The sequence below is a fragment of the Hankyongella ginsenosidimutans genome (assembly GCF_005144965.1).
In the GTDB taxonomy this organism is placed as follows: domain Bacteria; phylum Pseudomonadota; class Alphaproteobacteria; order Sphingomonadales; family Sphingomonadaceae; genus Hankyongella; species Hankyongella ginsenosidimutans.
Map to the genome: position 1 here is coordinate 2014339 of NZ_CP039704.1, position 22876 is coordinate 2037214.

Genomic DNA, 22876 nt, shown 5'->3' on the forward strand with positions numbered 1-22876 from the left:
CGGTAGAGCATTCCTCTCATATTCTGCCCCATGCCGGACCAGCCGAAACAGGCGGACGGTTTTGAGATAACCACTGGCGGGTGGGCAGAGATGAGCGACGTGAACAAGCGCGCGCTGGCGCGTGTGATCCTTTGGCATTGGCGTCGACAGCGCTCGCAGCCTGCGGCGGCGGGTCCACCGGCGGCGAGACGCCGAACCTTGCGCCGGCGGCGCGAAGGCTCCGGAGCCGGTCCAGCCGCAGGCGCCGGAACCCCAGGCCCGCGTCGCCGTCACCAACTACAACACGCCTGAATACCAACGCTCGACGTCGCTGGCGCGCATTCAGGCGCTGCCGGCTTACGAGGGCGGTGCGACCGGTGCCGGTGTGACCATCGGCGTGATCGACTCCGGCATCGACAACAGCAGCGGCGAGTTCTCGGGCCGCATCCATCCGCTCAGCAAGGACGTCGCCGGCACGCGTGCACTGAACGACCCGCAGGGCACGGCACACTGGTCTCGGCCGTCGCCGCCGGCGGCCGCAACGACGCTGGCACCTTTGGTGTGGCGTTCGATGCGACCTTGCTGGTCGCCCGCGCCGACAACGGCGATAGCTGCACGACTTCCGGTTGCTCCTATCTCGACGATGACATCGCCCGCGGGGTCGATCTGGCCGTCAGCGGCGGCGCACGTGTGGTGAACATCTCGCTCGGCGGCTCGCCCGCCAGCGGTCGCCTGCTGACCGCAGTGCAGCGCGCGACCTCGGCTGGCGTCATCATCGTGGTGTCGGCCGGCAACGACAGCGGCAGCCAGCCCGATGCGCTGGCCCGCAGCCTGTTGTCCGGGAGCATCTCCAACGGGCTGGTTCTCGTGGCAGGGTCGCTGGCACCGAACAACAGTCTGTCGAGCTTCTCGAACGCTGCCGGTGCCAGTACCGATCGTTTCATCAGCGCCCCGGGCGAGCAGGTGCCGACGACCGGGTTGAGCGGTCGTCAGCTCTCGGTCAACGGCACCTCCTTTGCCGCGCCGCAGGTCGCCGGCGCGCTCGCTGTTCTGGCCGATGCCTACCCGACGCTGTCCTCGGCTCAGCTCGTCGACCTGCTGCTCAGTTCGGCGGTCGACCTCGGTGCGACGGGAGCCGACAGCGTGTTCGGTCGCGGCGCGCTCAACATCGCCAACGCATTCAAGCCGCAGGGCGCGACCCGCCTCGCCAGCGGTGCGCCGGTGTCGCTCAGCGGCCCGGAAGTCGTGCTCGGCGGGGCGCTGGGCAGCGGCGTCCAGCTTGGATCCGCCCTCAAGGACCTGGTCATCCTCGACCGCTTCGACCGTCCGTTCACTGTCGATCTGGGGCCGAACGTCCGCGCGGTCACGGCGCGCCTCGACCTTGCGGAGCGTCTGCAACGCCGCGCCACCTACGAGCAGCGCGCGCTGTCCGACCGCGCGCATCTGGCGCTTACGCTGGCGGAAGCGCGCGAGGCGCGCATCTGGCGTCGGCTCGGCCTGTCAGATGTCATAGGTCCGCGCAAAAACCGCTGGGCGGCCAGGCCTCGCTGGCGATCAGCGAGCGGGCTTCGGTCGCGGCAGGCGTCGGCGTGTCGCCTTATGCGTTGGTCGAGGGCGCGCGTGCGCCGTCCCAGGGCGTGAACTTCATCGCCGATGCGGACCGGGACCCGTTCACGCCGTCCGGTGCGAACGGGTCGCTGTCGTTCGCGGCCACCAGCCTGTTCGGGAACAAGGCCCGGGCGTTCCGCGTGACGGCGTCTGCGAGTTCAGGTGCTGCGAACCGCCAGGAACAACCGTATGAATGGGCGCGTCGTCAGGCGACCCCAAGGTCTCGCGCGCGATCGTGCGCGTCGCCAGCACGCTGCCGTGGATCGAGACCGGCGTTTCCCTCGGTGCAGGACGGGAGACCGGAAGCCTGCTGGGCGCGACCGCGGCCGCAAGCTTTGCGCTGCCGCACACGTCGATGAACGGCACCGCCGGCCTCGACGCCACGGTGCGCCTTGGCGGCGGCTGGCGGCTGGCGCTGGCGGGCGAACTGGGCGTCGTGCGCCCGGGCGCGGCCAGCGACTTGTCGATCATCACCGGCGCCACGCGCCTCACCACCAGCCGGTTCAGCGCCGGGCTGCTGGGTGGCAGCGTGCTGAAGCCGGGCGACCGCTTCGGCTTGCGGGTGTCGCAGCCGCTGCGGGTCGAGACCGGCGGCGTGACCCTTACGGTTCCTGTCGGCTATGATGCCGCGCGCGGCATCGCCGTACTGGAGGACCGTCGCGCCAGCCTGACGCCGACCGGGCGCGAAATCGCGGTGGAAGCCGCCTATATGCGCCCGCTTGGCCGCTATGGCGTTCTGGAGACCAGCCTGTTCCGTCGGCAAGACCCCGGCCATAGTGCCGGCACGACCGCCGACACCGGCGCGATCGTCGCCTGGTCCACATCCTTCTAAAGCATCTCGCCTTAAATGCGACCCAGGACTGAGGTCGGGCGCAGTGTCGCATTTAAGGGGAAAAGATGCTTTAGATTTATAGGCATATAGAGCAACTTTGGACTTTAAATCTGCCATGAGGATGCCACCCAGCTGTTGCAGATTAAAAGTCCGTTGCTCTAGAGCAACAGGTTGGCGGCAAAAAGCAAAAAGCCGCCGACCGCATAGCAGGCGATCGCAACCCAGAGGATAATCCCGCCGGCGCGGCGCATCCGCATGCAGGCGTGCGCCTGCGCCGGGTCAATCGGGCAGGGTGCGTTGCGGCTGCGCCAGCGCAGGAATACCGCCAGCGCCAGCATAAGCCCGGCGATGGCGAAGGTCCATTCCTTGCGCGCCGAGAGCCAGACGAGCGCTGGAATGTTGCTCGCGAGGCCCGCCATGACGGCGCCGGCGCCAAGTGCAATCAGCAATGCCGGCAGGGCGCAGCACAGCAGCGTGGAGACGCTGGCGAATAACGCCAGCGTCGGAGCAAGGGTCTGTTGCGTGCTATGCTTCATTGGCCGCCCCGGAGCGGCGGACCGCCGACAGCTTGTAGCCTGATTTGATGACAAGATCGCCGATCTGCGCATCATTCATCGACTGACCAGGCTTGAACGTCAGGGTCAGGGTCTTGGTGTCGAGGTCGACCCGGGCTGCGGAGACTTCTGTGCGACGCTCGAAATTCTTCGTGAGCGCCGTCGCACAGAAGTCGCAGACCACGCCGAGAACGTCGACCACTGCGGTCTCGGCGCCGGCGGGCGGCGGGTTTGGCGGGTGCCGCCAGCGCCCGTGATCATGGGCAGCGGCGTCGTGCGTGTGTTGTGCCTGGGCGACGGCAGGCGTCAGCGACAGGGTTGCAGCGAGGAGGATGCGAAGTGCTGTCATTGGGGAAACTCCTGTTCCGGGATGTTAGAAACGGTAGGTGAAGTTGACGAGGGGCGGTTATCGGTGACGCTCCAGCCGGTCTCCAACAGGGCGGACCCCGTGAAGAACCGAAGCAGGGGTGTGACGCCGACTTTGTCCGGCAGGTCGGTCCGCTGGTCGAACTCGATCATGAACCAGGTATGCAGCGCGCCGGTGTTGGCGACATAGGGTGCAATTCCCAAACGCCCCGATTGCGTGAAGCTCTCGGTAAGATCGCCGGATTTCATCCAGCGCGTCTGGTAGGAGACGAAAACCGTCGAGTCTCCCAGTCAGCGATGCCGCCGATCCAGCCGGCGGGTGCTGACCCGCGCCTGCTGCCGTCCACGGCCTGCGTCGCACCGATCCCGCCGAGGGCATAGAGGTTGGCCTGGTAATCCTCGCCGAACCAGCGATGCAGCAGGCCGGTCGCCTGTACACCGTTCGTCAGCAGGTCGGCGCGGCGGTCCCATTCGCTGCGCAACCCTACGGAGACGCGGTTGGTCGGGGAATAATGCACCAGCAGCGCTGTATTCTGCCGGTCTGTTTCTTCAATGACTGTCCAGCCGCCCTGGTAGGAGACCGGGCGCGCTTCAGCGCGCGCCGCCCCAGCAGCAGAGCGACCACAGCCCAAGCGCGGTGCGCCATGGCGTAGCCTTTCCGTGATAGCATGGAAAACCCGGCGCAATGCACCGGGGTCGTACGGCAAGGCTTATGCGCGGGGAGGGTGGCTCGTACGCCGGGCCGGCGCCGGGGCGTTGCGCCGCGCTGAACTCGGCCCGGCTGAGACGTGCAAGGGTCCGCATCGGGGCAGGCCTTCCGGCACGATCATTTGCGCGGTCCTGCAGCCGTTGCAATGCGGGCAGACCCCGCAGGACTTGTCGCAGTCTGCGCAGGCGGCCTTCTCGCTGTGTGCGACCGACCCGCCGTGGGTCATCGTCTCACCGTGCCCATGATGCGCCATCGCCATGCCTGCATCATGGCGACAGGGCGCAGAAGCCGTGGCCGCCTCCAACCCCGACAAGAGGGTGAAGACGAGCGCGATCACCAAAGCCAAGTATCGACCAGCGCGTCTCATTGTGCGCTCTGTAGCGCAAGAATCGCAAAATACACGGTGCTGCGGTCAACGGGTGCGTTACTGTGTCGAGAGTGCTTCGGCGACCACGACGATCCGGCCGCCCGGGATATCGACGACCGGGGCCACCGCCTCGCGGAACGGCACCATGACCGTGACACCGTCATCCAGCGCGATGTCCAGAATGTCCCCGGCGCCAAAATTCTCGATGGCGCGCACGCGGCCGACGCTTTTGCCTGTCTCGGTCTCGACGCGCAGGCCGATCAGGTCCGCCTGATAATATTCGCCCGGCTGATCGAGATCGGGCAGGCGGTCGCGCGGGATGCCGAGCAGCACCCCGCGCAGCGCCTCGGCGGCGGTGCGATCCGTGATTTCCGCAAAGCGCGCGACGATGCCGTTGCCCTGTTCGCGCGCGTTCACCAGCGTCAGCGTGCGGCCACCGGCGTCGAAGCTCTTGTGGCGGCGCAGGCTGTCCAGGCTGTCGGCGAGCAGTTTCAGGCGCACGTCACCGCGCACGCCATGGGCCGATTATCGCGGCAAGGGCGACGATATCAGGCATCCGTAACCCTCTGCAGCGCCCCAGCCCTTCGAGTCTGGAGCGCGATGACATCAACGCAACTTGTCCCCTGCCTAATCGAGGGAGGGGTGGCCGACAGGCCGGGGTGGGTGCCGGGCGATCTGGCCCACCCCGGTGCTCCGCACCACCCCTCCCGTGAACGGAGGGGAGAGCCGCGCGATGCTCAGTTCGCGGTTTCGTCTGCAGCCGGTTCGGCAGCCGGAGCGTCTTCGGCAGGCTCTGCCGCCGGTTCTGCAGCCGGAGCGTCTTCGGCAGGCTCTGCGGCGGGAGCCTCTTCTGCTGGAGCGTCCTCGGCCGGTGCGTTGGCGGCGGCTTCTGCGGCGGCTGCTGCTTCCGCGGCGGCGGCTGCTTCCGCTTCAGCGGCGTCGCGTGCAGCCTGCTCGGCTTCCAGACGCTTCTGTTCCTTTTCCTCGGCGCGCTCGCGCGCCTTCTGGCCCGGCTGACCCTTGTTCGGGTTGTTGCGCGCCTTGCGGGTCAGCACGCCAGCGGCATCGAGGAAGCGCTCGACCCGATCGGTCGGCTGCGCACCCTGGACAGCCATTCCTTGGCCTTTTCCGCGTCGATCACCACGCGCTCGGCATGGTCCTTGGGCAGGACCGGATTGTAGATGCCGAGCTTTTCGATGTAGCGGCCGTCACGCGGGGCGCGGCTGTCGGCGACGACGATACGGTAGAACGGCCGCTTCTTTGCGCCGCCGCGGGCGAGCCGGATGCTGAGGGACATGGTCTTCCTTTCCAGTTGCTGTTTCGGTCTTGCAGTTACTTTCGGCCGAACTTGTTGAAGCCGGGCGGCAGGCCGCCGCCGCCCAGGCCAGGCAGGCCGGGACCACCGGGGCCGGGCATACCGCCCAGGCCCGGCATACCCCGCCGGCCATCATCTTTCCGAGCGCGCCAAGCCCGCCCATCTTCTTGATCTTCTTCATGGCCGTCGACATTTCCTGGTGCATTTTCAGCACCTTGTTGACGTCCTGAACGGTGGTGCCGCTGCCCTTGGCGATGCGGATACGCCGGCGCGCCGTGATGATGTCCGGGTTGGCGCGCTCCTTGGGCGTCATCGACAGGATCACCGCCTCCAGCCGGTCGAGGCTGCGGTCGCTGACGCCGGACGCCTCGATCTGCTTCTGGGCCTTGGCGATGCCGGGGATCATGCCCATCACGCCTTTCAGGCCGCCGATGCGCTTCACCTGGGACAGTTGCTGGCGCAGGTCGTTCAGGTCGAACTTGCCGGCCATCATCTTCTTGGCCAGCGCTTCCGCCTCATCCTGCTTGATGCTCTCGGCGGCCTTCTCGACCAGGCTGACCACGTCGCCCATGCCGAGGATGCGCCCGGCAACCCGGCCGGGGTGGAATTCCTCCAGCGCATCGAGCTTTTCGCCGACACCGACGAACTTGATCGGTTGTTTGGTGACGGCGCGCATGGAGAGTGCGGCACCGCCCCGGCCATCGCCGTCCATGCGGGTGAGCACGACGCCGCTGAGGCCAATCTGGCCCGAGAACTGGCTGGCGACGTTGACCGCGTCCTGACCGGTCAGGCTGTCGACCACCAGCAGCACCTCGTGCGGGGTGGCGGTTGCCTTGACGGCCGCCAATTCCGCCATCAGCGCGGTATCGACATGCAGGCGCCGGCAGTGTCGAGCATCAGCACGTCAAAGCCCTGGAGCCTGGCCGCCTGCAGCGCACGCCTGGCGATGTCGACTGGCTGCTGGCCCGGATGATCGGCAGAGTCGCGACCTCCACCTGCTCGCCGAGCACGCGCAACTGCTCCTGCGCAGCGGGCGCTGCACGTCCAGCGAGGCCATCAGCACCTTCTTGCCGTCGCGGGTCTTCAGCCGGCGGGCGATCTTGGCGGTGGTCGTGGTTTTGCCCGAGCCCTGAAGGCCGACCATCATCACGATTGCCGGCGGCGTGACGGCAAGGTTCAGCAGCGCAGCATCGGCACCATCGTCGCCGCTCAGCATCTCGACCAGGGTATCGTGGACGATCTTGATGACCATCTGGCCCGGCGTGACCGACTTGATGACGGCCTCGCCGACGGCCTTCTCGGTCGCGCGGGTGACGAAATCCTTGACCACCGGCAGGGCGACGTCCGCTTCGAGCAGGGCGACGCGCACTTCGCGCATCGCCTCGCGCACGTCGGCTTCCTTGAGTGCGCCACGCCCTTTCAGGCGGTCGAACACCCCGGTCAGCTTGTCGCTCAATGCCTCGAACATGCAGGTCCTGGTCTCATGGCTATGCTCCGGACAAACGCCGACGACGCCGGTGGGCGAAACCTCGCTGACCGGCGGACATCCCCAGCCTCCCGGGCTGGTGGACGCGATGTGGCGCACGACTGGTGCAGATCAAGCGGCGCGCTTAGCCGCGCCGGCGGCAAAGTCAATCTGCGGGGTGAGTCAGTTTGAAACTCCACCGCCCACCCTGAGCTTGGACAGAAGGGCTGAGCGGCTCATGGTTCTGTCCGATCTCACCATGAGCGGTCTTTTCAAACTGACCCATTACCCAGCAAGACTATTCCCGGTAGCCGGGGTCGAGGCGATCCATCCGCCGCTGCAGCGCGGCCCAGGAAAGGGCGGCGGCAGGCGCAAAGCTGTTGCGGGCCTGATGCTGCACAAGGGCATGCACGGCGGGATCGGTCGCGTAGAGGTTTGCACCCCCGATTGCGCTGCGATCTGGATGGCGCAGGCTTTCTCCAGCACGAAATGCACGAGAAAACATTCAGCGATATCCTTGCCGGTCGACAGGATGCCGTGGTTGCGCAGGATCATGACCTTGTTGTCGCCGAGGTCGCGCACCAGACGCGGCTGCTCGTCTTCCTCCAGCGCGATGCCTTCGTAATCGTGGTAGCCGACCGAGAGATAGAGCTGCAGCGCGGTCTGCGAGATCGGCAGCAAGCCATCCGCCTGGGCCGACACGGCGACACCGGCCAGCGAATGGGTATGGAACACCGCACCGACGTCGTGCCGGGCCTTGTGGACGCAGGAGTGGATGACGAAACCGGCCGGGTTCACCAGCCAGGGCGAGGGGCTGATCTTGTTGCCTTCGATATCGACCTTGACCAGGCTGGAGGCCGTGATCTCGTCGAACATCAGGCCCAGCGGATTGATGAGGAAATGTTCGTCCGGCCCCGGCACGCGCGCCGACAGGTGCGTGAAGATCAGGTCGTCCCAGCCGAAATGGGCAATCAGCCGGTAGGCGCAGGCAAGGTCGACCCGGGTGCGCCATTCCTCCGGCGACACCTTGTCCTTAAGCGAGGGTATGTCCATGGCGTGCTCCCCGATGTATTTCGTCTACACCAGCAGAGACGCAGCGCGAGCGCAAGTCGCGTGGCGTTGGTTCCGGTCGATGGTGGTCATGCCCAACGCTGTGGGTCTCTTAAAAATCATAGAGGACGGTCGCGCGCAGGGTCGAGTCGATCTGTTCCCGGTTGTTGGGCGGGTTGGACTCCCGCTGCCAGAACCAGCCCAGCCGGGTCGACAGCGGACCGACGACCGAGACCGTGAGTGCCGCCGTGTTGGTGACGGTCGTATTCTGCGGCCCTGCAAACACCGAGGCATTATCGCTGAATTCAAGGCGCGGCAGCGGCTTCCAGCTGAAGGCGGAAGTGCCGCGGCCGATCGCCTGCACATCGCCGCTGCCGTCGGTGAACCGGATCTGCTGGGAGCCGGGGCCGGCTTCCAGATCCCAGAGAATTCCGCTGCTGTTGAGCACGCGGTAGCCAAGGCTAAGGGTTTGCGTGAAGCGGCGGGCGAACCCGCTCAGGCGATCCTGATCCCACTGCACCAGTGTGGACAGGTACAGGCGCTCGCCGAACTTGTAGTCGAATTTATAGCCGGCCTGGTAGCGCGCCCGGCTGACACTCCCCGGTCGGTCTGATAATCGGCCAACCCGTCGATGGCGTGGCGCGTCGTCAAACCTTCCTTCTTGAGCGCCAGGTTGCCGTACACGCGGGTCGTGCGCGAATTGCCGCGCGCCAGCGAGGCCCCGGCTTCCACACGGCCCTTCCAGCCCTGAAAATAGCCCTGTGATGCAAGCAGCGACAGCCGCTCGGCCTCGCGGTTGTCGTAAAGCCTTTCACCAGCGCATCGATTTCCTCGACGCTGTTCGGGTTGGTCTGGCGGGCGACGCTGGCGATGGTTTCCAGTTTCGTGGCGTCGCCGCTTTGCGCCGCGGCGCGTATCATCGCCGCGACCGGCTCAGGCAAGGCGGCCGTTTCGGCAAGGCACGGGCTGCTCATTGAGACCGCTATCAAAATGAGACTGGTGCGCACGCGTCCCCTCCGCAAGACGGGCGCAGACATGCCATCATCGGCTGGCGTGAGGCAAGGACCGTTCAACCTGCCAATCCTATCGCCTCTCAGGAGTGTCTCCGTTTGAAATTTTGCCGCTCACCCTGTGTTTGGACAGAAGGGCTGGGCAGCTCGTGGTTCTGTCCGAGCTCACCACGAGCGAATGTTCAAACTGAGGCATTACCCGCCTCTCGCTTTTCTTCCGCCCCCGCTAGGGTCGGGCTATGTCCACGACCTACACGCTCGATACCTCGACCAGCCGGGCGCACCCGACGCCGGCACCCATGCGCCGCCAGACGGTGCCCGGCATCGCCGCCCGCAAGGGCGCGGAGCCGGTGGTGATGCTCACCGCCTACACGGCGCGCTATGCCCAGTTGCTTGATCCGCACTGCGACATGCTGCTCGTCGGCGACAGTCTTGGCCAGGTGATCTACGGCCTGCCCTCGACCCTGCCGGTCACGCTGGACATGATGATCGCGCATGGCGCTGCCGTTGTGCGCGGCTCTTATCGATCCGTCGTCGTGGTCGACATGCCGTTCGGCAGCTACGAGCAGTCGCCGGAGCAGGCGTTCGCCAACGCCGCACGCGTGCTGAAAGAGACCGGCTGCGCCGCGGTCAAGCTGGAGGGCGGCGCTGCAATGGCTCAGACGATCGCGTTTCTGGTGGCCCGCGGCATCCCGGTCGTCGGGCATATCGGCCTGACGCCGCAGGCGGTCAACGCGCTCGGCGGCTATGGCGCGCGCGGGCGATCGGATGCGGAGCGCGCCAAAATCCTGGACGACGCCAAGGCGGTCTGTGCGGCCGGCGCGTTCGCCATGGTGGTCGAAGGCGTGATCGAGAGCCTGGCGGTCGAGATCAACGCGAACGTCACATGCATCACCATCGGCATCGGGGCCTCGGCCGCCTGCGACGGGCAGGTGCTGGTGACCGAGGACATGCTGGGCCTGTTCGAGCGCACCCCGCGTTTCGTCGAGCGCTTTCACGATATTGCCACCCAGATCGATGCGGCGGCGCAGCGTTACGCCGAGGCCGTGCGTACCCGCCGCTTCCCGGAGCGTCCAATCTCTATGCCGGATGACCGATTGCGTGCGCACTCGAGCGCAAAAGCGCTGTACAGGATCGATACGCTCGCACTAATGTCCGCCCCACGAGACAAGACCGGTAAACAGAAAGCCTCCAGACGTGGCCAAAGCCCCCACGCCAACGACAGATGACCCGCTCGCCGACGCTTTCATCCGCGAGGTGGACGACGATTATCGCCGCGACCAGCTGGCGCGACTGTGGCAGCGCTACGGGCGCGGCTTGCTGGTGGTCGCCGGCCTGTTCCTGGTCGGGCTTGCCGGCTACCTCTACTGGCGCGATGTGCAACAGAAGGAACTGGCCAATCAGTCGGTCAGCTACACCTCAGGGCTGAAACAGCTTGAAGGCGGGGATGTGACGGGGCGACCAAGACCCTCGAGGCGCTCTCAGCCAGTGGCTCGCCGGGATATCGGGCACTCAGCCGCCTGGCGCTGGCCGGCGCCGCCATCCGCAAGGGCGAAAAGGCGCAAGCCCTGAAAATTTATGATGCACTGGCCGCAGACTCCAAGGTCGCCGCGCCGTTTCGCGATCTGGCGCGCCTGCGCGCGATCCAGCTCCGCTTCGACGAAACCGCACCGGAACAGCTCATCAAGCAGCTTCAGCCGCTGGCGCAGGATGGCGGACCATGGTTCGGGCCGGCCGGCGAGCTGCTGGCGATCGCCTATCTGGACGCCAAGCAGCCGGATGCAGCGCGTGCGCTGCTCGACTCGATCGCCAAGAGCACGAGCGTGACGCCGAGCATCCGCGTGCGTGCCAGCCAGATGGCCGCCATGCTGCCGCAAGCGTCGGCACAGCCTCCCGTGACCAAGCCCGCAGAAGCCGCGCCGGCTGACGCCGCGCCCGCCAAGGAGACGAAATGAGGCATTCCCGCCTGCTGCGCGCTAGCCTGCTCTGCGTGGTCGTGGCGCTTGCTGCGTGCGCATCGACCAAGAAAAGAAGGACGACGAGTTCGAGCGCGAACGCATCCCCGTCCTGCTGTACGAACAACAGATCGAGGCGGATCCGTCGCTCGCCGACGTCCGTGTCACACTGCCGGAGCCATACGCCAACCGCGACTGGCCACAGGCCGGCGGTGCCCCGCCAAGGCCATGCACCACCTGGCGCTGGAGGACCAGCTTTCCGTACGCTGGCGTCGCTCGATCGGTGCCGGAGATGACATCAGCACGCGCCTGGTCTCCGTGCCGGTGGTCGCCAATGACCGGGTGTTCGCGATCGACACGCGCGGGCGCATCACCGCGCTGGCGCTCAAGACCGGCGAGCGTCTGTGGAGCGTGCCGCTGAAGGTACGCAAGGAAAGCAAGGCGCTGGCGTTCGGCGGTGGTGTCGCCGTTGATCAAGGGCGGCTGTTCGCGACCTCAGGATACGGCTTTGCAGCAGCCTTCGACGCTGAGACCGGCAAGAAACTCTGGCAGGTCGAACTGGGCGTGCCGCTGCGCGGCCGCCGGCGGTGCGGGACGGCCGGGTTTTCGTCATGACCATCGACAACCAGCTCTATGCCCTGTCGGCGGACAAGGGCGAGCAGCTTTGGGACTCGTCCGGCCTCGTCGAGAGCGCGGGGCTGCTCGGCATTGGCGCACCGGCGGTCACGGCGGAGTCCGTCGTGGTCGGCTATTCTTCCGGCGAGCTGAATGCGCTGCGCGTTGAGAACGGGCGCACCACCTGGCAGGATTCGCTGTCGCGCACCACGCGCCTGACCGCGCTGGCCGACCTGACCGACATCGATGGCTCGCCGGTGATCGACCGCGGCCGGGTATTCGCGGTCGGCCACGCCGGGCGCATGGCGGCGATCGACCTGGCGACCGGGCAGCGGGTCTGGGAGCAGAACATCGGCGGCACCAGCACGCCGTGGGTCGCGGGCGATTACATTTACGTCGTCAGCAACGAGGGGCAGGTCTTCTGCCTCACCCGCAGCGACGGCAAGGTACGCTGGGTCACCCAGCTTCAGCAGTTCAGGAACGTCGAAAGCGCAAAGGCATCGTGCGCTGGCAGGGGCCTGTGCTCGGCGGCAACCGGCTGGTGCTGCTTTCATCGAACGGCTACCTGGCGTCCATCTCGCCCTACACCGGCAAAATCCTCTCGGTCGACCGCTTGAAGGATGGCAGTTACCTGCCACCGATCATCGCCGAGGGTGCCCTGCTGGCGATGACGACGGACGCCAAGATCACGCTGCTCCGGTAACGGCATGGCTGCGGCCCGCCGCGCAGCGCGCGAGGATACCCCAAGGCCAAAGTCGTGATCATCGGCCGGCCCAATGTCGGGAAGTCGACCCTGTTCAACCGGCTGGTTGGCAAGCGTCTCGCGCTGGTTGACGATACGCCCGGCGTGACCCGCGACCGGCGCGAGGGCATTGGCCGACTCTTCGACCTGACCTTCACGGTGATCGATACCGCCGGCCTCGAGGACGCCGAGGTCGAGACCCTGGCCGGGCGCATGCGCGCGCAGACCGAGGCAGCGCTCGGCATCGCCGACGTCGCGTTGATGGTGGTCGATGCGCGTGCCGGCCTGACCCCGCTCGACCGGCATTTTGCCGACTGGATCCGCGCGCAGAAGACCCCGGTCATCCTGGTCGCCAACAAGACCGAGAGCGGTGTCGCCGAGTCCGGCGTTTACGAGGCGTTCGAACTGGGCCTGGGCGACCCGGTGCCGATCGCCGCCGAGCATGGGCTGGGCATGGCGGACCTCTACGATGCGCTGCGGCCGCATGTCGATGCCGCCGACGGGCGGGATGCAGAGATCGAACCCGAGGATGCGTTGGCGGGCGAGGCTACATCGCCTGAGGAATCTCCGGCCACTATCGGAGAGGAAGAACCACAAGACGAGCCGCTCGGCCCACTGAAACTTGCGATTGTCGGCCGACCGAACGCCGGCAAGTCCACGCTCATCAACACCTTGCTCGGCGAGCAGCGGTTGGTGACCGGCCCGGAAGCGGGCATTACCGGGATTCGATCTCCGTCGAGTGGCAATGGCGGGAAAAGCCGGTGCGCCTGATCGACACGGCAGGTCTGCGCAAACGGGCCAAGGTCGTGAGCAAGCTCGAGCGTCTGTCCGCCGCCGACACCCAGCGTGCGGTCGACTTCGCCGAAGTCGTGGTGCTGCTGCTTGATGCAACGCTCGGCCTGGAAGGGCAGGATCTGCGGATCGCCGACCGGGTGCTGCAGGAAGGCCGCGCACTGGTGATCGCGCTCAACAAATGGGACGCGCTGCCCGACCAGCAGACCCAGGGCGCGATGTATCGCGGTGTCACGACAGCGCTCGCCGACGGACTCGCAGGTGAAGGATGTGCCGGTGCTGCCGGTCTCCGGCCTGACCGGACGCGGGCTCGACAAGCTGCTGGAGGCGTGCTTTGCAACGCGTGACCAGTGGAGCCGCCGCCTGCCGACCGCAGCGCTCAACCGCTGGTTCGAAGCAACCGTCGAGCGCAATCCGCCGCCGGCGCCGGGCGGAAAGCGCATCAAGCTGCGGTACATGACCCAGGCGCGCAACCGTCCGCCGACCTTTGCGATCTTCGGCACGCGCACGACCCTGCTGCCGGAATCCTACAAGCGCTACCTCATCAACGCGCTGCGCGCCGATTTCGGTTTCGAGGGCGTGCCGCTGCGCCTCAACTTCCGGGGTGGGGACAATCCCTTCAACGCGGCAAGCGTCAGCCATCGTCCGCCCAAGGCCAAGCGCTGATGCTGCGGCGGTTCGGTCTCAGCCAGGCTGGAGTCGCCCCATGCGAAGATAATGCGCAGGCGGTCTGGTTCGACCTGTACAACCCGACCCCGGAGGAGGACCGCGAGATCGAGCTTGCCCTCGGCATCAGTGTGCCGACCCGGGAGGATATGGACGAAATCCAGATTTCCAACCGGCTCTACCATGAAGACGGCGTCACCTACGCGACGGCATCCATCGTCGTCGGCACCACCGCCGGCACGCCGGTGCTGGAGCCGCTCACCTTGATCCTGTTCAGCGGGCGGCTGGTGACGGTGCGCTATACGGAGCCAAAGCCGATCGCGCAGTTCCTGAGCGCGCCAGCAAGCCCGGCAACGGCATGCTGGGCACAACCGCCATTCTCACCGAGATGATGGAAGGCTTGGTCAACCGGGCGTCCGACAACCTCGGCGATGCCATCGCCGATCTCGACCGCATGGCCCGGGACGTCTTCGATCCCCGCCAGAAGGTCGGGGCGATTTCACCGTTGCGCATGAAGGTGATGCTGAAGCGGCTGGGCCAGATCGGCGATCTGCTCTCCAAGCTGCGCGACAGCCTGGTCAGCCTGCGGCGGCTGTTCAACTTCCTGGCGGCGGACTACACGATGCCGGAGATGGCCATGGTGCGCATTCAGTTGCAGACCCTGGCGCTCGACGCCGAGGCGCTGATCGATCACGCCACCTTCGCCAGCCAACGGATCAACCTGCTGGTCGATGCGGCGCTGGGCCTGATCGGCGTCGAGCAGAACGCGATCATCAAGATTTTCTCGGTGGCGTCGGTCGTGTTCCTGCCGCCGACCCTGATTGCCAGTATTTACGGCATGAACTTCGATGTCATGCCGGAACTGCACTGGACCTTTGGCTACCCGATGGCGCTCGGTGCCATGGTGGCCTCGGCGGTGCTGCCGTACCTGTTCTTCAAGTACAAAGGCTGGCTATAGAGCCGCCCGGCCGCGGACGACCAGCTGCATCAGCCCGCCCGCATCGCGTTCCAGCCCGGCGTCGACGCCGAATACCCCGGCCAGCGTCTCGGGCGTCAGCACTGCCTCAGGCGCGCCGGTCTTCGTCAGCCGCCCCTGATCGAGCAGGGCGATGGTATCGGCGACACGCGCGGCAAGGGTCAGGTCGTGCAGGATGACCGCAACGCCCGCGCCGTTTGCCGCCGCCGCGCGCAGCAGCGCCAGCACGTCGAACTGGTGTGCGAGGTCTAGGCTCGCCAGCGGCTCATCGACCAGCAGCCAGTCCGGTGTTCCGGCCAGCACGCGCGCGAACAGGGCACGCGCCAGTTCGCCGCCGGAGAGGCTGTGCGCCGGGCGATCCCGCAACGCTTCCAGTCCGGTCTGGGCGATGGCGGCATCGATGGCTGCCATGTCCGCCGCACTTTCGCCGTTGAAACCGGTGCGATGCGGCAGGCGCCGAGCGCGACCAGCGCTGCAACGCGCAGGTTCCAGTACACAGTGCCGTTTTGCGGCAGATAGCCGATGCGCTGCGCCCGCAGGCGCGCGGGCAATGCGTCGAGCGCTGCGCCATCCAGCAGCACCCGGCCGCTTGTCGGCGGCAGCAGGCCGGCCAGGCACTGCAGTAGCGTGGATTTGCCGGCACCGTTCGGCCCGACGATCGCCGTCACCCGGCCGGGCGCGACCGCCAGATCGAGCCCGCGCAGGGCGGGCACGCCGGCCCGGCTGACCTGCAGAGCCTGGGCTTCCAGAGCACTCATGCCAGCTCCCGCCGCAGTTTGAGCAGCAACCAGAGAAAGAACGGCGCGCCGACCAGCGCCATCGCGACGCCGACCCGCAGCTCGCTTGCGCCGGGTGCCAGTCGCACCAGCGTGTCGGCGACCAGCAGCAGCGCCGCGCCGCCGAGCGCCGAGGGCAGTAGCAGTGCGGACGGCTGCTCCCTGGCCAGCGGGCGCAGCAGATGCGGCACGATCAGCCCGACGAAGCCGATGACGCCGGAGACGGCGACAGCACCGCCGACCGTCAGCCCGACGCCGATCACCAGCCGCCAGCGCAGGCGGGCGAGATTGACGCCCAGCGACTGGGCGGCGGCTTCCCGAGACTCAGCGCGTCCAGTGCCGGCCCGATGCCGAGGAGGGCAACCCCACCAAGCAGGATCAGCGGCAGCGCCAGCCACACATCTTCGATGCTGCGGTCGGTCAGTGCCCCGATCAGCCAGGTGACGATTTCGCTGGTCGCAAACGGATTGGGGCAAGGCTGATCAGCAGAGTGGTGAGCGCAGCGGTCAGGCTTGAGAGCATGACGCCGGTCAGGACCAGCAGGGTCGGCGAGCCGCCGCGCCCGACCACCAGGCTCAGCAGCACGGTCGCCGTTGCAGCGCCGGCAAGCGCAAAGCCCGGCAGCGCCCAGGCCGCGCCGCTCAGGCCGACGAATATCGAAAACACGGCCCCGAGCGCGGCACTCGAGGAAATGCCGAGCACGCTCGGGTCGGCCAGCGGGTTGCGCAGATAGCCCTGGAGCGCGGCCCCGCACAGGCCAAGACCGCCGCCAACCAGCAGCGCCAGCAGCGCGCGCGGCAGGCGCAGATCGAGGATGATCCACCAGCGCGGATCGTCCCCGCCCCAAAGCCCGAGCGGCACCCAGACCTTGCCGGCAAGCAGCGACAGGCCCGCCAGCGGCACGAGCAGAGCGGCGAGTACGAGGGAAAGGCGCAGGGTGGCGTTCACAGGCGCGTGTCCCGGATTTCCTGCAAGCGCGCGAGCGCCGGGATGATCGTCGGGCCACCGCAGCGCAGCAGCTTGTCCGGATAATCGCGGATCACGATATGCGCCGCCATGCGCCTGAACACCGGATGGCGCGTCGCGCGCGGGTCGCTTGTCGTGTCGGTCAGCAGCGCGCGCGGAGGCCGGGCGACCAGATATTCCAGCGGCAGGATATCCCAGGTGTTCAGCCCATAGTCCGCGCTGGCGTTGCGCAGACCGGCGGTGCGCATCAATTCATCAACCAGCGTGCCGCGCCCCGGCACCAGCCCCGAGAGCTGACGCAGAAGAACCGGCACGGGCGCAGCGTTGGTCCGGGCCTGCGCGACTGCCGCATTGATGCGGGCATTGAGGCGGGCGGCGGCAGCTTCTGCGCCGATCGCCGTGCCGATCTCGGCGATCTGCTGCTTCGAGGCCGCGATGCTGTTCGGTACGCCCATCAGCAGCAGCGGCACGCCAAGACGCTCCAGCGCCAGTCGTGTCGCGCGCGCCGTATGGATGCTGGCGATCACCAAGTCCGGCTGCAGGGCCACGACGGCCTCCGCCGTATCGCCGATCGCCGGATACCGCCGCGCCCAGGCAAGCGGCGTCGATGTCGCCGTCGGATCCTGCGAATAGTGGCTGATCCCGGCGATATGCGCGTGGGGGCGATCTCGTAGAGGATCGCGTCCACGCAGGGGTTCATGGAGACGATCCGTTTCGGTTTGGCATGCGCGTGTGAGGCAAGGCCGATGAACAACAAGGCAAGCAGCGCGCGGATCATTCCACACGCCTAGCTTTGTGGATGCAGGTCATGCAAGCGGCTTGTTGGCTTGGCGCTCGTGTCCCGAATCTGAAATCCGTTACACCCGATATCAGGCGCGGTTGGATTTCAGATTCGGGGCACGAGCAAGATGCTGTTCTCGTGTCGTTTTAGAATCGAAGTTCGCTTGCTGGCCTGATATCCTTGTTAAGAGAACTTCGATTCCACGACACGAGCGGGACAGCATCTCCACGCCATGAGCAAGCCGACCAACGCTGCCGATGAATTCCGCCAGGTGCTGGCGGCGACCGCGCGCGCCGTCGGCCGCGACGACAGTTTCGATGTCGTCTACACGACCGATCGACCAGGCGCTGCCGGGCAGCAGGTGCGGGTGCCGCAGCCGCTGCGCGCACTGCCGGCGACACAGGCGGCCGAACTGCGCGGCTGGTGCGATGCCGCGGCGTTGCGCAAGCGCCATCACGATGCTGGCATGCATGCGCGCGGCTTGCCGCAATCGCCGGAAGGCCGAGAGATTTACGACGCCGCCGAACAGGCCCGCGTCGAGGCGCTGGGCGCGCGCGATATGGCCGGGGCTGCGATCAATCTCAATGCCATGGTCGACGCACGCTGCAAGCTCGATCCGATCGCCCGCGCCCGCAGCGCGCCGGAAGTGCCGCTTGGCACCGCGCTCAGCCTCCTCATCCGGGAGCGCCTGCAGAGCACGGCCACGCCCGACATCGCATTGAACGGCCTTGCCCTGGTGCGCGAGGACATCGAAGGCAAGGCGGGGTGAGTCTGGACGCCTTGTCCGCCGCAATCGACGATCAGGCCGAATTCGCCAGCCGCCTGCGCACGGTGATCGCGGACCTGGGCTACGGCGACCCGAAGCCGCCGGAGGCTGACCAGGACGACACCGACGAGCAGGATGAGGCCGACCACCAGGATGCGCCGAACGACGACCCGGGCGACGACGATGCCGACGGCGAGGACTCCAGCCGCAACCAGGACTCGGACTCCGCCGCGCCGCCCGACGAGGCGACGATCAGCGAAGTCGCCGAGATGGAGACCGACATGGTCTCTGACCCTGAAGCCGGCGAGGATGGCATCGAGGGCATGGTGCCCTGGCGGCCGAACACGCCGCCGAGCGACTACAAGCGCGGCGAGGATTACAAGCCGTACACAACCAAATACGATGAGATCGTCCATGCCGACGAGCTCTGCGACACCGACGAACTGGAGCGCCTGCGCGCCTATCTCGACCAGCAGCTCCTGCACTTGCAGGGCGTGGTCACCAAGCTGGCGAACCGGCTGCAGCGCCGCTTGATGGCGCAGCAGAACCGCTCGTGGGCGTTCGACCTGGAGGAGGGCATTCTCGACACCGGGCCTCAGCCGGATCATTGCCAACCCCTGCACCCGCTGTCGTTCAAGCACGAGCGCGAAACCGAATTCCGCGACACGGTCGTCACCTTGCTGATCGACAATTCCGGCTCCATGCGCGGGCGGCCGATTTCGATCGCGGCGATTTGCGCGGACGTGCTGGCGCGCACGCTGGAGCGTTGCAGCGTCAAGGTCGAAATCCTCGGCTTCACGACGCGCGCCTGGAAGGGCGGCAAATCCCGCGAGGCGTGGCTGGAAGACGGCCGGCCGCCGCACCCCGGCCGTCTGAACGACCTGCGCCACATCGTCTACAAGGCAGCGGACGCCCCGTGGCGGCGCGCGCGACGCAACCTTGGGCTGATGATGCGCGAGGGGCTGTTGAAAGAGAATATCGATGGCGAGGCGCTGCTGTGGGCGTACGGCCGGCTGATGGCGCGCCCCGAGGAGCGGCGTATCCTCATGGTCATCTCTGATGGTGCGCCCGTCGACGATTCGACCCTCTCTGTGAACAGCGGCAACTATCTCGAGCGCCACCTGCGCCAGGTGATCGACTGGATCGAGACGAAGTCGCCGGTCGAACTGATCGCCATCGGCATCGGCCACGACGTTACCCGCTATTACAGTCGCGCAGTCACCATCATGGACGCCGAGCAGCTCGGCGGCGCGATGACCGAGCAGCTTGCAACCCTGTTCGAGACGGATCGGCGGGCGTCTGTGCGCACGCGGCGGCGATGAGGCGGCGCTGGCGGCTGGCCGCAACGCTTGCGCTGGTGGCGGCAGCCGGATCGGTGCGCTCCAGCGTCCCGCCGGTCGACCCGAACCTGCCATCCGGCGTCGCGCGGATCGAGATAACCGCAAAGCCGCTTGAACAGCCGCCCGGCCAGCTTGGTGCGCTCGACTATCTGGGCGGTTATGTCCTTGATGCCGACAGCCCGGATTTCGGCGGTCTGTCCGGGCTGCGCACGCTGCCGGACGGTTCGATACTCATGGTGAGCGATGCCGCGCACTGGCTTTGGGTGAAAACGAAGCGCGCGGAAAACGGCCGCATCCTCGGCCTCGGCGCGGGGCTCATCGCGCCGATCCTCGATGCGCAGGGGCAGAAACTCAGCAAGAAAACCGGCGACTCCGAAGCGCTGGACGTCACCGAGGGTCACGCCTGGGTCGCCTATGAGGGCGATACCCGCATCGAGCGCTTCGACGGTCCGTTCACGAGCGATCCCGCCACGGCGATGGTGGCGCGCCCTGCCGAGCGTATCGCGCTCGCGACGCTGGGCCCCGTGCCCGAGAATGGCGGCCCGGAGGCCATGACGCGCCTGCCGGGCGATGGGCTGCTCGTGATCTCGGAAGAAGGCAAGGGCCCGGGCGGAGGCGCAAGCGGGCTGCTGCGCCGGCCCGGACAGCCGGACCTGCGGTTCGGCGTGCTCACCAGCCCCGACTTCAAGCCGACGGAAATCGCGCTGCTGGATGCAAATACCGTGCTGCTGCTCACCCGGCGCTACATCCCTCTGATCGGCGTCTCGGCGGAGCTCAGCCGGCTCGACCTCGGCGAAGTCCGCCCCAACGCTGCGATCCGGCCCGTGGTGCTGGCGCGGCTGGAGGCACCGTTTCCAGTCGACAACATGGAAGGGATGACCGTCGAGCATATCGGCGGGCGTACGGTTATCACGCTGGTGTCCGACGATAATTTCAATCCGCTGCAAAGGACCCTGCTTCTGCAATTTGCTATCAAATGAAACGGTATTTTTATTTAATTTATTCGTATGCGCGTTGAATAGCCTGCCGCTGTGGCGCTATGTCACCCGGACGCCACAGTTCGAGGACGAATTTCATGACCCTTGCCCAGCCGAACGCCCTGGTTCTTTTCGGCGCGACCGGCGATCTGGCGCAGCGCATGCTGTTCCCGTCGCTGTACCATCTCTGCCGCGAGGAACTGGTCGGAGCAGGGCTTGTCATCGTCGGCGCGGCGCGCAGTGACCTGAACGAGGGCGATTTCCGCGCACAGGTCGGGCAATCGCTGAAGACCTTCGTCCCAGCCGAGCATTATCACGAGGCGGCGGCCACTGCGTTTCTGAAGCGGCTGCGCTATCGGTTGGTGGACGCCGACAAGCCGCAGAGCTTCAAGGATCTCGCAGAGCTTCTCGCGCTCGGGCCGGATGCGCCGGCCTCCTACTATTTGTCGACGTCGCCCAAGCTCTACGCCGCGATCGTCGAGAATCTGCGAGCCGCCGGCCTGGTCGGTGCTGCATCGCGCGTCGTGCTGGAAAAGCCGATCGGCCAGAGCCTCGCCTCCAGCCGGGAGATCAACGATGCCGTCGGTGCCGTGTTCTCCGAGGAGCAGATTTTCCGCATCGACCATTACCTCGGCAAGGAGACGGTGCAGAACCTGCTGGCGCTGCGCTTCGGGAATTCGCTGTTCGAGCCGCTGTGGAACGCGGACGGCATCGAGCAGGTCCAGATCACGGTGTCGGAGACAGTGGGCCTCGAAGGCCGCGCGGCCTATTACGATGGCGTCGGCGCCTGCGCGACATGGTGCAGAACCATCTGCTGCAACTTCTCGCCCTGGTCGCCATGGAGCCGCCGTCCAGCCTCAACCCGCAGGCCGTGCGCAACGAGAAGATCAAGGTGTTGAGTTCGCTGCGGCCGATCACGCCGCAGACCGTCGAGCAGCTGACCGTCAGCGGCCAGTATCTGGACGGCGCGGTCGGCGGCAAGCCGGTGAAGGGCTATCTCGAGGAGCTGGGCGCGCCATCCGACACGGAGACTTTTGTCGCCCTGCGCGCCGACATCGACAACTGGCGCTGGTCTGGCGTGCCGTTCTACCTGCGCACCGGCAAGCGCCTGCCGACCCGCTATTCGGAGATCATCATCCAGTTCCGCTGCGTGCCGCATTCGATCTTCAAGGCGCTGGGCGGTGTGCTGTCGCCCAACAAGCTGGTGATCCGCCTGCAGCCGGAGGAGAATATCCGCCTGCTGGTCATGGCCAAGGAGCCTGGGCTGGAGCGGGACGGCCTGCGGCTGCGCCAGGTGCCGCTGGACCTCAGCCTGACCACGGCGTTCGCAGGCCTGCGTCGTCGCATCGCCTACGAGCGGCTGATGCTCGATATCCTCAGTGGCAGCCAGACCCTGTTCGTACGCCGGGATGAGGTGGAGGCCGCCTGGAGCTGGATCGACAGCATCCTCAGTGGCTGGCGTTCCATCGGTATGCATCCGCGCGCCTACGCCGCCGGCACCTGGGGACCGAGCGCCGCCGTCGCCCTGACCGAGCGCCACGGACACAGCTGGCATGAGTAGCGCGCCCGCCTGGCGCATCGCGCCCAATCGCGATCTGCTCGCGGTTGCCGTTGCCGATGTGGTTGCTGCCGCCATCACCAGCGCCGTTGCCGCGCGCGGCGTTGCGACCGTCGCGGTGCCCGGCGGGTCGACCCCGCGGACGGTATTCGCCCAGCTTGCCGCCCGCACCCTGCCGTGGGCGCAGACCTGTTTCGTCCTGGGGACGACCGCTGGGTCGCCGCCGATCATCCGGCAAGCAATCTCGGCATGATCCGTGGCATCCTGCGCGATGGTCCGGCGTCCGCCGCGACGCTTGTGCCGATGGTCGAGGGTCCGACCACCCTGAACGCCGATGCTGCGGCCGCCGATGCTCGCCTGCGCGCGCTTGCCTGGCCGCTGGATCTGATGTGGCTCGGCGTCGGCGCGGACGCACACACGGCATCCCTGTTTCCCGGTGAGGATTATGCCGCCGCGATCGATCCCGCCAACCCGCGCCGCGCCATGGCGGTGACGCCGGCCATGCTGCCGCCGGAAGCGCCGTTTCCGCGCTTGACCATGCCCTTGTCCACGCTGGTTGATGCGCGTGCGCTGATCCTCGTCGCGACCGGGGACGACAAGCGCACAGTGCTGGAGCAGGCGCTCGAGGGTGCCGCCACGCCGGTCGGCCGCGTCATTGCGGCGGCGCAGTGTCCGGTTTCGATCCACTGGGCGGCCTGAGAAGGAGACGAG

The 22876-nt window shown here is 67.0% G+C and carries 18 protein-coding genes and 12 pseudogenes; 15 read left to right on the top strand and 15 right to left on the bottom strand.

What is annotated here, in order from left to right:
- The first annotated feature begins 291 nt into the window (after positions 1-291).
- The gene (locus E6W36_RS11810) at positions 292-1620 is read left to right on the top strand and encodes a S8 family peptidase (RefSeq protein WP_222874478.1); all 1329 of its coding nucleotides are present in this window, start codon (positions 292-294) and stop codon (positions 1618-1620) included.
- 160 nt (positions 1621-1780) lie between these two features.
- Positions 1781-2419 (top strand): hypothetical protein, encoded by a 639-nt coding sequence (locus E6W36_RS11815; protein WP_222872705.1) that lies wholly within the window; start codon positions 1781-1783, stop codon positions 2417-2419.
- 158 nt (positions 2420-2577) lie between these two features.
- On the opposite strand, the gene E6W36_RS11820 is transcribed toward E6W36_RS11815, so the two are convergent.
- The 10 genes and pseudogenes from E6W36_RS11820 to E6W36_RS11865 all read right to left on the bottom strand — a co-directional run bounded on the left by E6W36_RS11820 (position 2578) and on the right by E6W36_RS11865 (position 9165).
- Positions 2578-2955, bottom strand: coding sequence for a hypothetical protein (locus tag E6W36_RS11820; RefSeq protein ID WP_222872706.1), 378 nt, complete (start codon positions 2953-2955; stop codon positions 2578-2580).
- The gene (locus tag E6W36_RS11825) at positions 2945-3322 is read right to left on the bottom strand and encodes a heavy-metal-associated domain-containing protein (RefSeq protein WP_222872707.1); all 378 of its coding nucleotides are present in this window, start codon (positions 3320-3322) and stop codon (positions 2945-2947) included. Before E6W36_RS11825 ends, E6W36_RS11820 begins: the two co-directional genes overlap by 11 nt.
- Positions 3319-3588 carry a hypothetical protein gene (locus tag E6W36_RS11830; RefSeq protein WP_222872708.1) on the bottom strand — a complete coding sequence of 90 codons (270 nt, stop codon included), beginning with the start codon at positions 3586-3588 and terminating at the stop codon, positions 3319-3321. The genes E6W36_RS11825 and E6W36_RS11830 overlap by 4 nt, the downstream gene beginning before the upstream one ends.
- Positions 3585-3971 carry a hypothetical protein gene (locus E6W36_RS11835; protein ID WP_222872709.1) on the bottom strand — a complete coding sequence of 129 codons (387 nt, stop codon included), beginning with the start codon at positions 3969-3971 and terminating at the stop codon, positions 3585-3587. The genes E6W36_RS11830 and E6W36_RS11835 overlap by 4 nt, the downstream gene beginning before the upstream one ends.
- A 501-nt stretch (positions 3972-4472) precedes the next feature.
- On the bottom strand, positions 4473-4928 hold the full coding sequence (rimM, locus tag E6W36_RS11840; protein WP_222872710.1) for a ribosome maturation factor RimM: 456 nt from the start codon (positions 4926-4928) through the stop codon (positions 4473-4475).
- 224 nt (positions 4929-5152) lie between these two features.
- A pseudogene (gene rpsP, locus E6W36_RS11845) lies at positions 5153-5712 on the bottom strand (30S ribosomal protein S16).
- A gap of 35 nt (positions 5713-5747) precedes the next feature.
- Positions 5748-7198 (bottom strand): annotated as a pseudogene (ffh, locus tag E6W36_RS11850) (signal recognition particle protein).
- Positions 7199-7480: 282 nt separating this feature from the next.
- Complete coding sequence (locus E6W36_RS11855; RefSeq protein WP_222872711.1) at positions 7481-8248, bottom strand: class II aldolase/adducin family protein; 768 nt, start codon at positions 8246-8248, stop codon at positions 7481-7483.
- Positions 8249-8357: 109 nt separating this feature from the next.
- A pseudogene (locus E6W36_RS11860) lies at positions 8358-8977 on the bottom strand (DUF481 domain-containing protein).
- Positions 8893-9165: a hypothetical protein gene (locus E6W36_RS11865; protein ID WP_222872712.1), complete on the bottom strand. Its 273-nt coding sequence runs from the start codon at positions 9163-9165 to the stop codon at positions 8893-8895. The pseudogene E6W36_RS11860 and the gene E6W36_RS11865 overlap by 85 nt, the downstream one beginning before the upstream one ends.
- A 329-nt stretch (positions 9166-9494) precedes the next feature.
- Between E6W36_RS11865 and panB the strand changes: the two are divergent.
- From panB to E6W36_RS11900, 9 genes and pseudogenes are all read left to right on the top strand, one after another.
- A pseudogene (gene panB / locus E6W36_RS11870) lies at positions 9495-10322 on the top strand (3-methyl-2-oxobutanoate hydroxymethyltransferase); the annotation flags it as partial.
- Positions 10323-10452: 130 nt separating this feature from the next.
- Entirely contained in the window at positions 10453-10827 is a 375-nt protein-coding gene (locus tag E6W36_RS11875; RefSeq protein ID WP_222872714.1) for a tetratricopeptide repeat protein, read from the top strand.
- 251 nt (positions 10828-11078) lie between these two features.
- The gene (locus tag E6W36_RS20820; RefSeq protein WP_281277317.1) at positions 11079-11210 is read left to right on the top strand and encodes a hypothetical protein; all 132 of its coding nucleotides are present in this window, start codon (positions 11079-11081) and stop codon (positions 11208-11210) included.
- Positions 11211-11438: 228 nt separating this feature from the next.
- Positions 11439-12442: pseudogene (locus E6W36_RS19145) on the top strand (PQQ-binding-like beta-propeller repeat protein).
- Between the two features lie 140 nt (positions 12443-12582).
- Positions 12583-13026: pseudogene (locus tag E6W36_RS19155) on the top strand (GTPase); the annotation flags it as partial.
- 104 nt (positions 13027-13130) lie between these two features.
- Positions 13131-13706 carry a GTPase gene (locus E6W36_RS19160; RefSeq protein WP_246048332.1) on the top strand — a complete coding sequence of 192 codons (576 nt, stop codon included), beginning with the start codon at positions 13131-13133 and terminating at the stop codon, positions 13704-13706.
- Positions 13621-14025 carry a ribosome biogenesis GTPase Der gene (locus E6W36_RS19165; protein WP_246047636.1) on the top strand — a complete coding sequence of 135 codons (405 nt, stop codon included), beginning with the start codon at positions 13621-13623 and terminating at the stop codon, positions 14023-14025. Before E6W36_RS19160 ends, E6W36_RS19165 begins: the two co-directional genes overlap by 86 nt.
- The gene (locus E6W36_RS11895; RefSeq protein WP_222872717.1) at positions 14025-14417 is read left to right on the top strand and encodes a magnesium transporter CorA family protein; all 393 of its coding nucleotides are present in this window, start codon (positions 14025-14027) and stop codon (positions 14415-14417) included. Before E6W36_RS19165 ends, E6W36_RS11895 begins: the two co-directional genes overlap by 1 nt.
- Positions 14384-14983, top strand: a complete 600-nt coding sequence (locus E6W36_RS11900; protein WP_222872718.1) for a CorA family divalent cation transporter — start codon at positions 14384-14386, stop codon at positions 14981-14983. The genes E6W36_RS11895 and E6W36_RS11900 overlap by 34 nt, the downstream gene beginning before the upstream one ends.
- On the opposite strand, the gene E6W36_RS11905 is transcribed toward E6W36_RS11900, so the two are convergent.
- From E6W36_RS11905 to E6W36_RS11920, 5 genes and pseudogenes are all read right to left on the bottom strand, one after another.
- The gene (locus E6W36_RS11905) at positions 14978-15304 is read right to left on the bottom strand and encodes an ATP-binding cassette domain-containing protein (RefSeq protein WP_222872719.1); all 327 of its coding nucleotides are present in this window, start codon (positions 15302-15304) and stop codon (positions 14978-14980) included. The genes E6W36_RS11900 and E6W36_RS11905 overlap by 6 nt on opposite strands.
- Before the next feature lie 12 nt (positions 15305-15316).
- Positions 15317-15412: pseudogene (locus tag E6W36_RS23510) on the bottom strand (ABC transporter ATP-binding protein); the annotation flags it as partial.
- A gap of 125 nt (positions 15413-15537) precedes the next feature.
- Positions 15538-15759, bottom strand: a pseudogene (locus E6W36_RS23515) (ATP-binding cassette domain-containing protein); the annotation flags it as partial.
- Positions 15756-16725: pseudogene (locus E6W36_RS11915) on the bottom strand (FecCD family ABC transporter permease). The pseudogenes E6W36_RS11915 and E6W36_RS23515, both read right to left, overlap by 4 nt.
- Positions 16722-17528 carry an ABC transporter substrate-binding protein gene (locus tag E6W36_RS11920; protein ID WP_342776663.1) on the bottom strand — a complete coding sequence of 269 codons (807 nt, stop codon included), beginning with the start codon at positions 17526-17528 and terminating at the stop codon, positions 16722-16724. The pseudogene E6W36_RS11915 and the gene E6W36_RS11920 overlap by 4 nt, the downstream one beginning before the upstream one ends.
- Before the next feature lie 228 nt (positions 17529-17756).
- On the opposite strand from E6W36_RS11920, the pseudogene cobT reads away from it, so the two are divergent.
- The 4 genes and pseudogenes from cobT (at position 17757) to pgl (ending at position 22864) form a co-directional block, all read left to right on the top strand.
- Positions 17757-19612, top strand: a pseudogene (gene cobT, locus E6W36_RS11925) (cobaltochelatase subunit CobT).
- Positions 19609-20610: an esterase-like activity of phytase family protein gene (locus E6W36_RS11930; protein WP_222872721.1), complete on the top strand. Its 1002-nt coding sequence runs from the start codon at positions 19609-19611 to the stop codon at positions 20608-20610. The pseudogene cobT and the gene E6W36_RS11930 overlap by 4 nt, the downstream one beginning before the upstream one ends.
- Before the next feature lie 95 nt (positions 20611-20705).
- A pseudogene (gene zwf / locus E6W36_RS11935) lies at positions 20706-22168 on the top strand (glucose-6-phosphate dehydrogenase).
- A pseudogene (pgl, locus tag E6W36_RS11945) lies at positions 22161-22864 on the top strand (6-phosphogluconolactonase). The pseudogenes zwf and pgl overlap by 8 nt, the downstream one beginning before the upstream one ends.
- The last annotated feature ends 12 nt before the right edge of the window (positions 22865-22876 follow it).

Bases quoted from the DNA above. Each gene is read 5' to 3' on its own strand.
- E6W36_RS11820 (WP_222872706.1), bottom strand. From the start codon at position 2,955: ATGAAGCATAGCACGCAACAGACCCTTGCTCCGACGCTGGCGTTATTC.
- E6W36_RS11900 (WP_222872718.1), top strand. From the start codon at position 14,384: ATGCTGGGCACAACCGCCATTCTCACCGAGATGATGGAAGGCTTGGTC.
- E6W36_RS11815 (WP_222872705.1), top strand. From the start codon at position 1,781: ATGGGCGCGTCGTCAGGCGACCCCAAGGTCTCGCGCGCGATCGTGCGC.
- E6W36_RS11825 (WP_222872707.1), bottom strand. From the start codon at position 3,322: ATGACAGCACTTCGCATCCTCCTCGCTGCAACCCTGTCGCTGACGCCT.
- E6W36_RS11865 (WP_222872712.1), bottom strand. From the start codon at position 9,165: ATGATACGCGCCGCGGCGCAAAGCGGCGACGCCACGAAACTGGAAACC.
- E6W36_RS11895 (WP_222872717.1), top strand. From the start codon at position 14,025: ATGCTGCGGCGGTTCGGTCTCAGCCAGGCTGGAGTCGCCCCATGCGAA.
- E6W36_RS11855 (WP_222872711.1), bottom strand. From the start codon at position 8,248: ATGGACATACCCTCGCTTAAGGACAAGGTGTCGCCGGAGGAATGGCGC.
- E6W36_RS11830 (WP_222872708.1), bottom strand. From the start codon at position 3,588: ATGAAATCCGGCGATCTTACCGAGAGCTTCACGCAATCGGGGCGTTTG.
- E6W36_RS11930 (WP_222872721.1), top strand. From the start codon at position 19,609: ATGAGGCGGCGCTGGCGGCTGGCCGCAACGCTTGCGCTGGTGGCGGCA.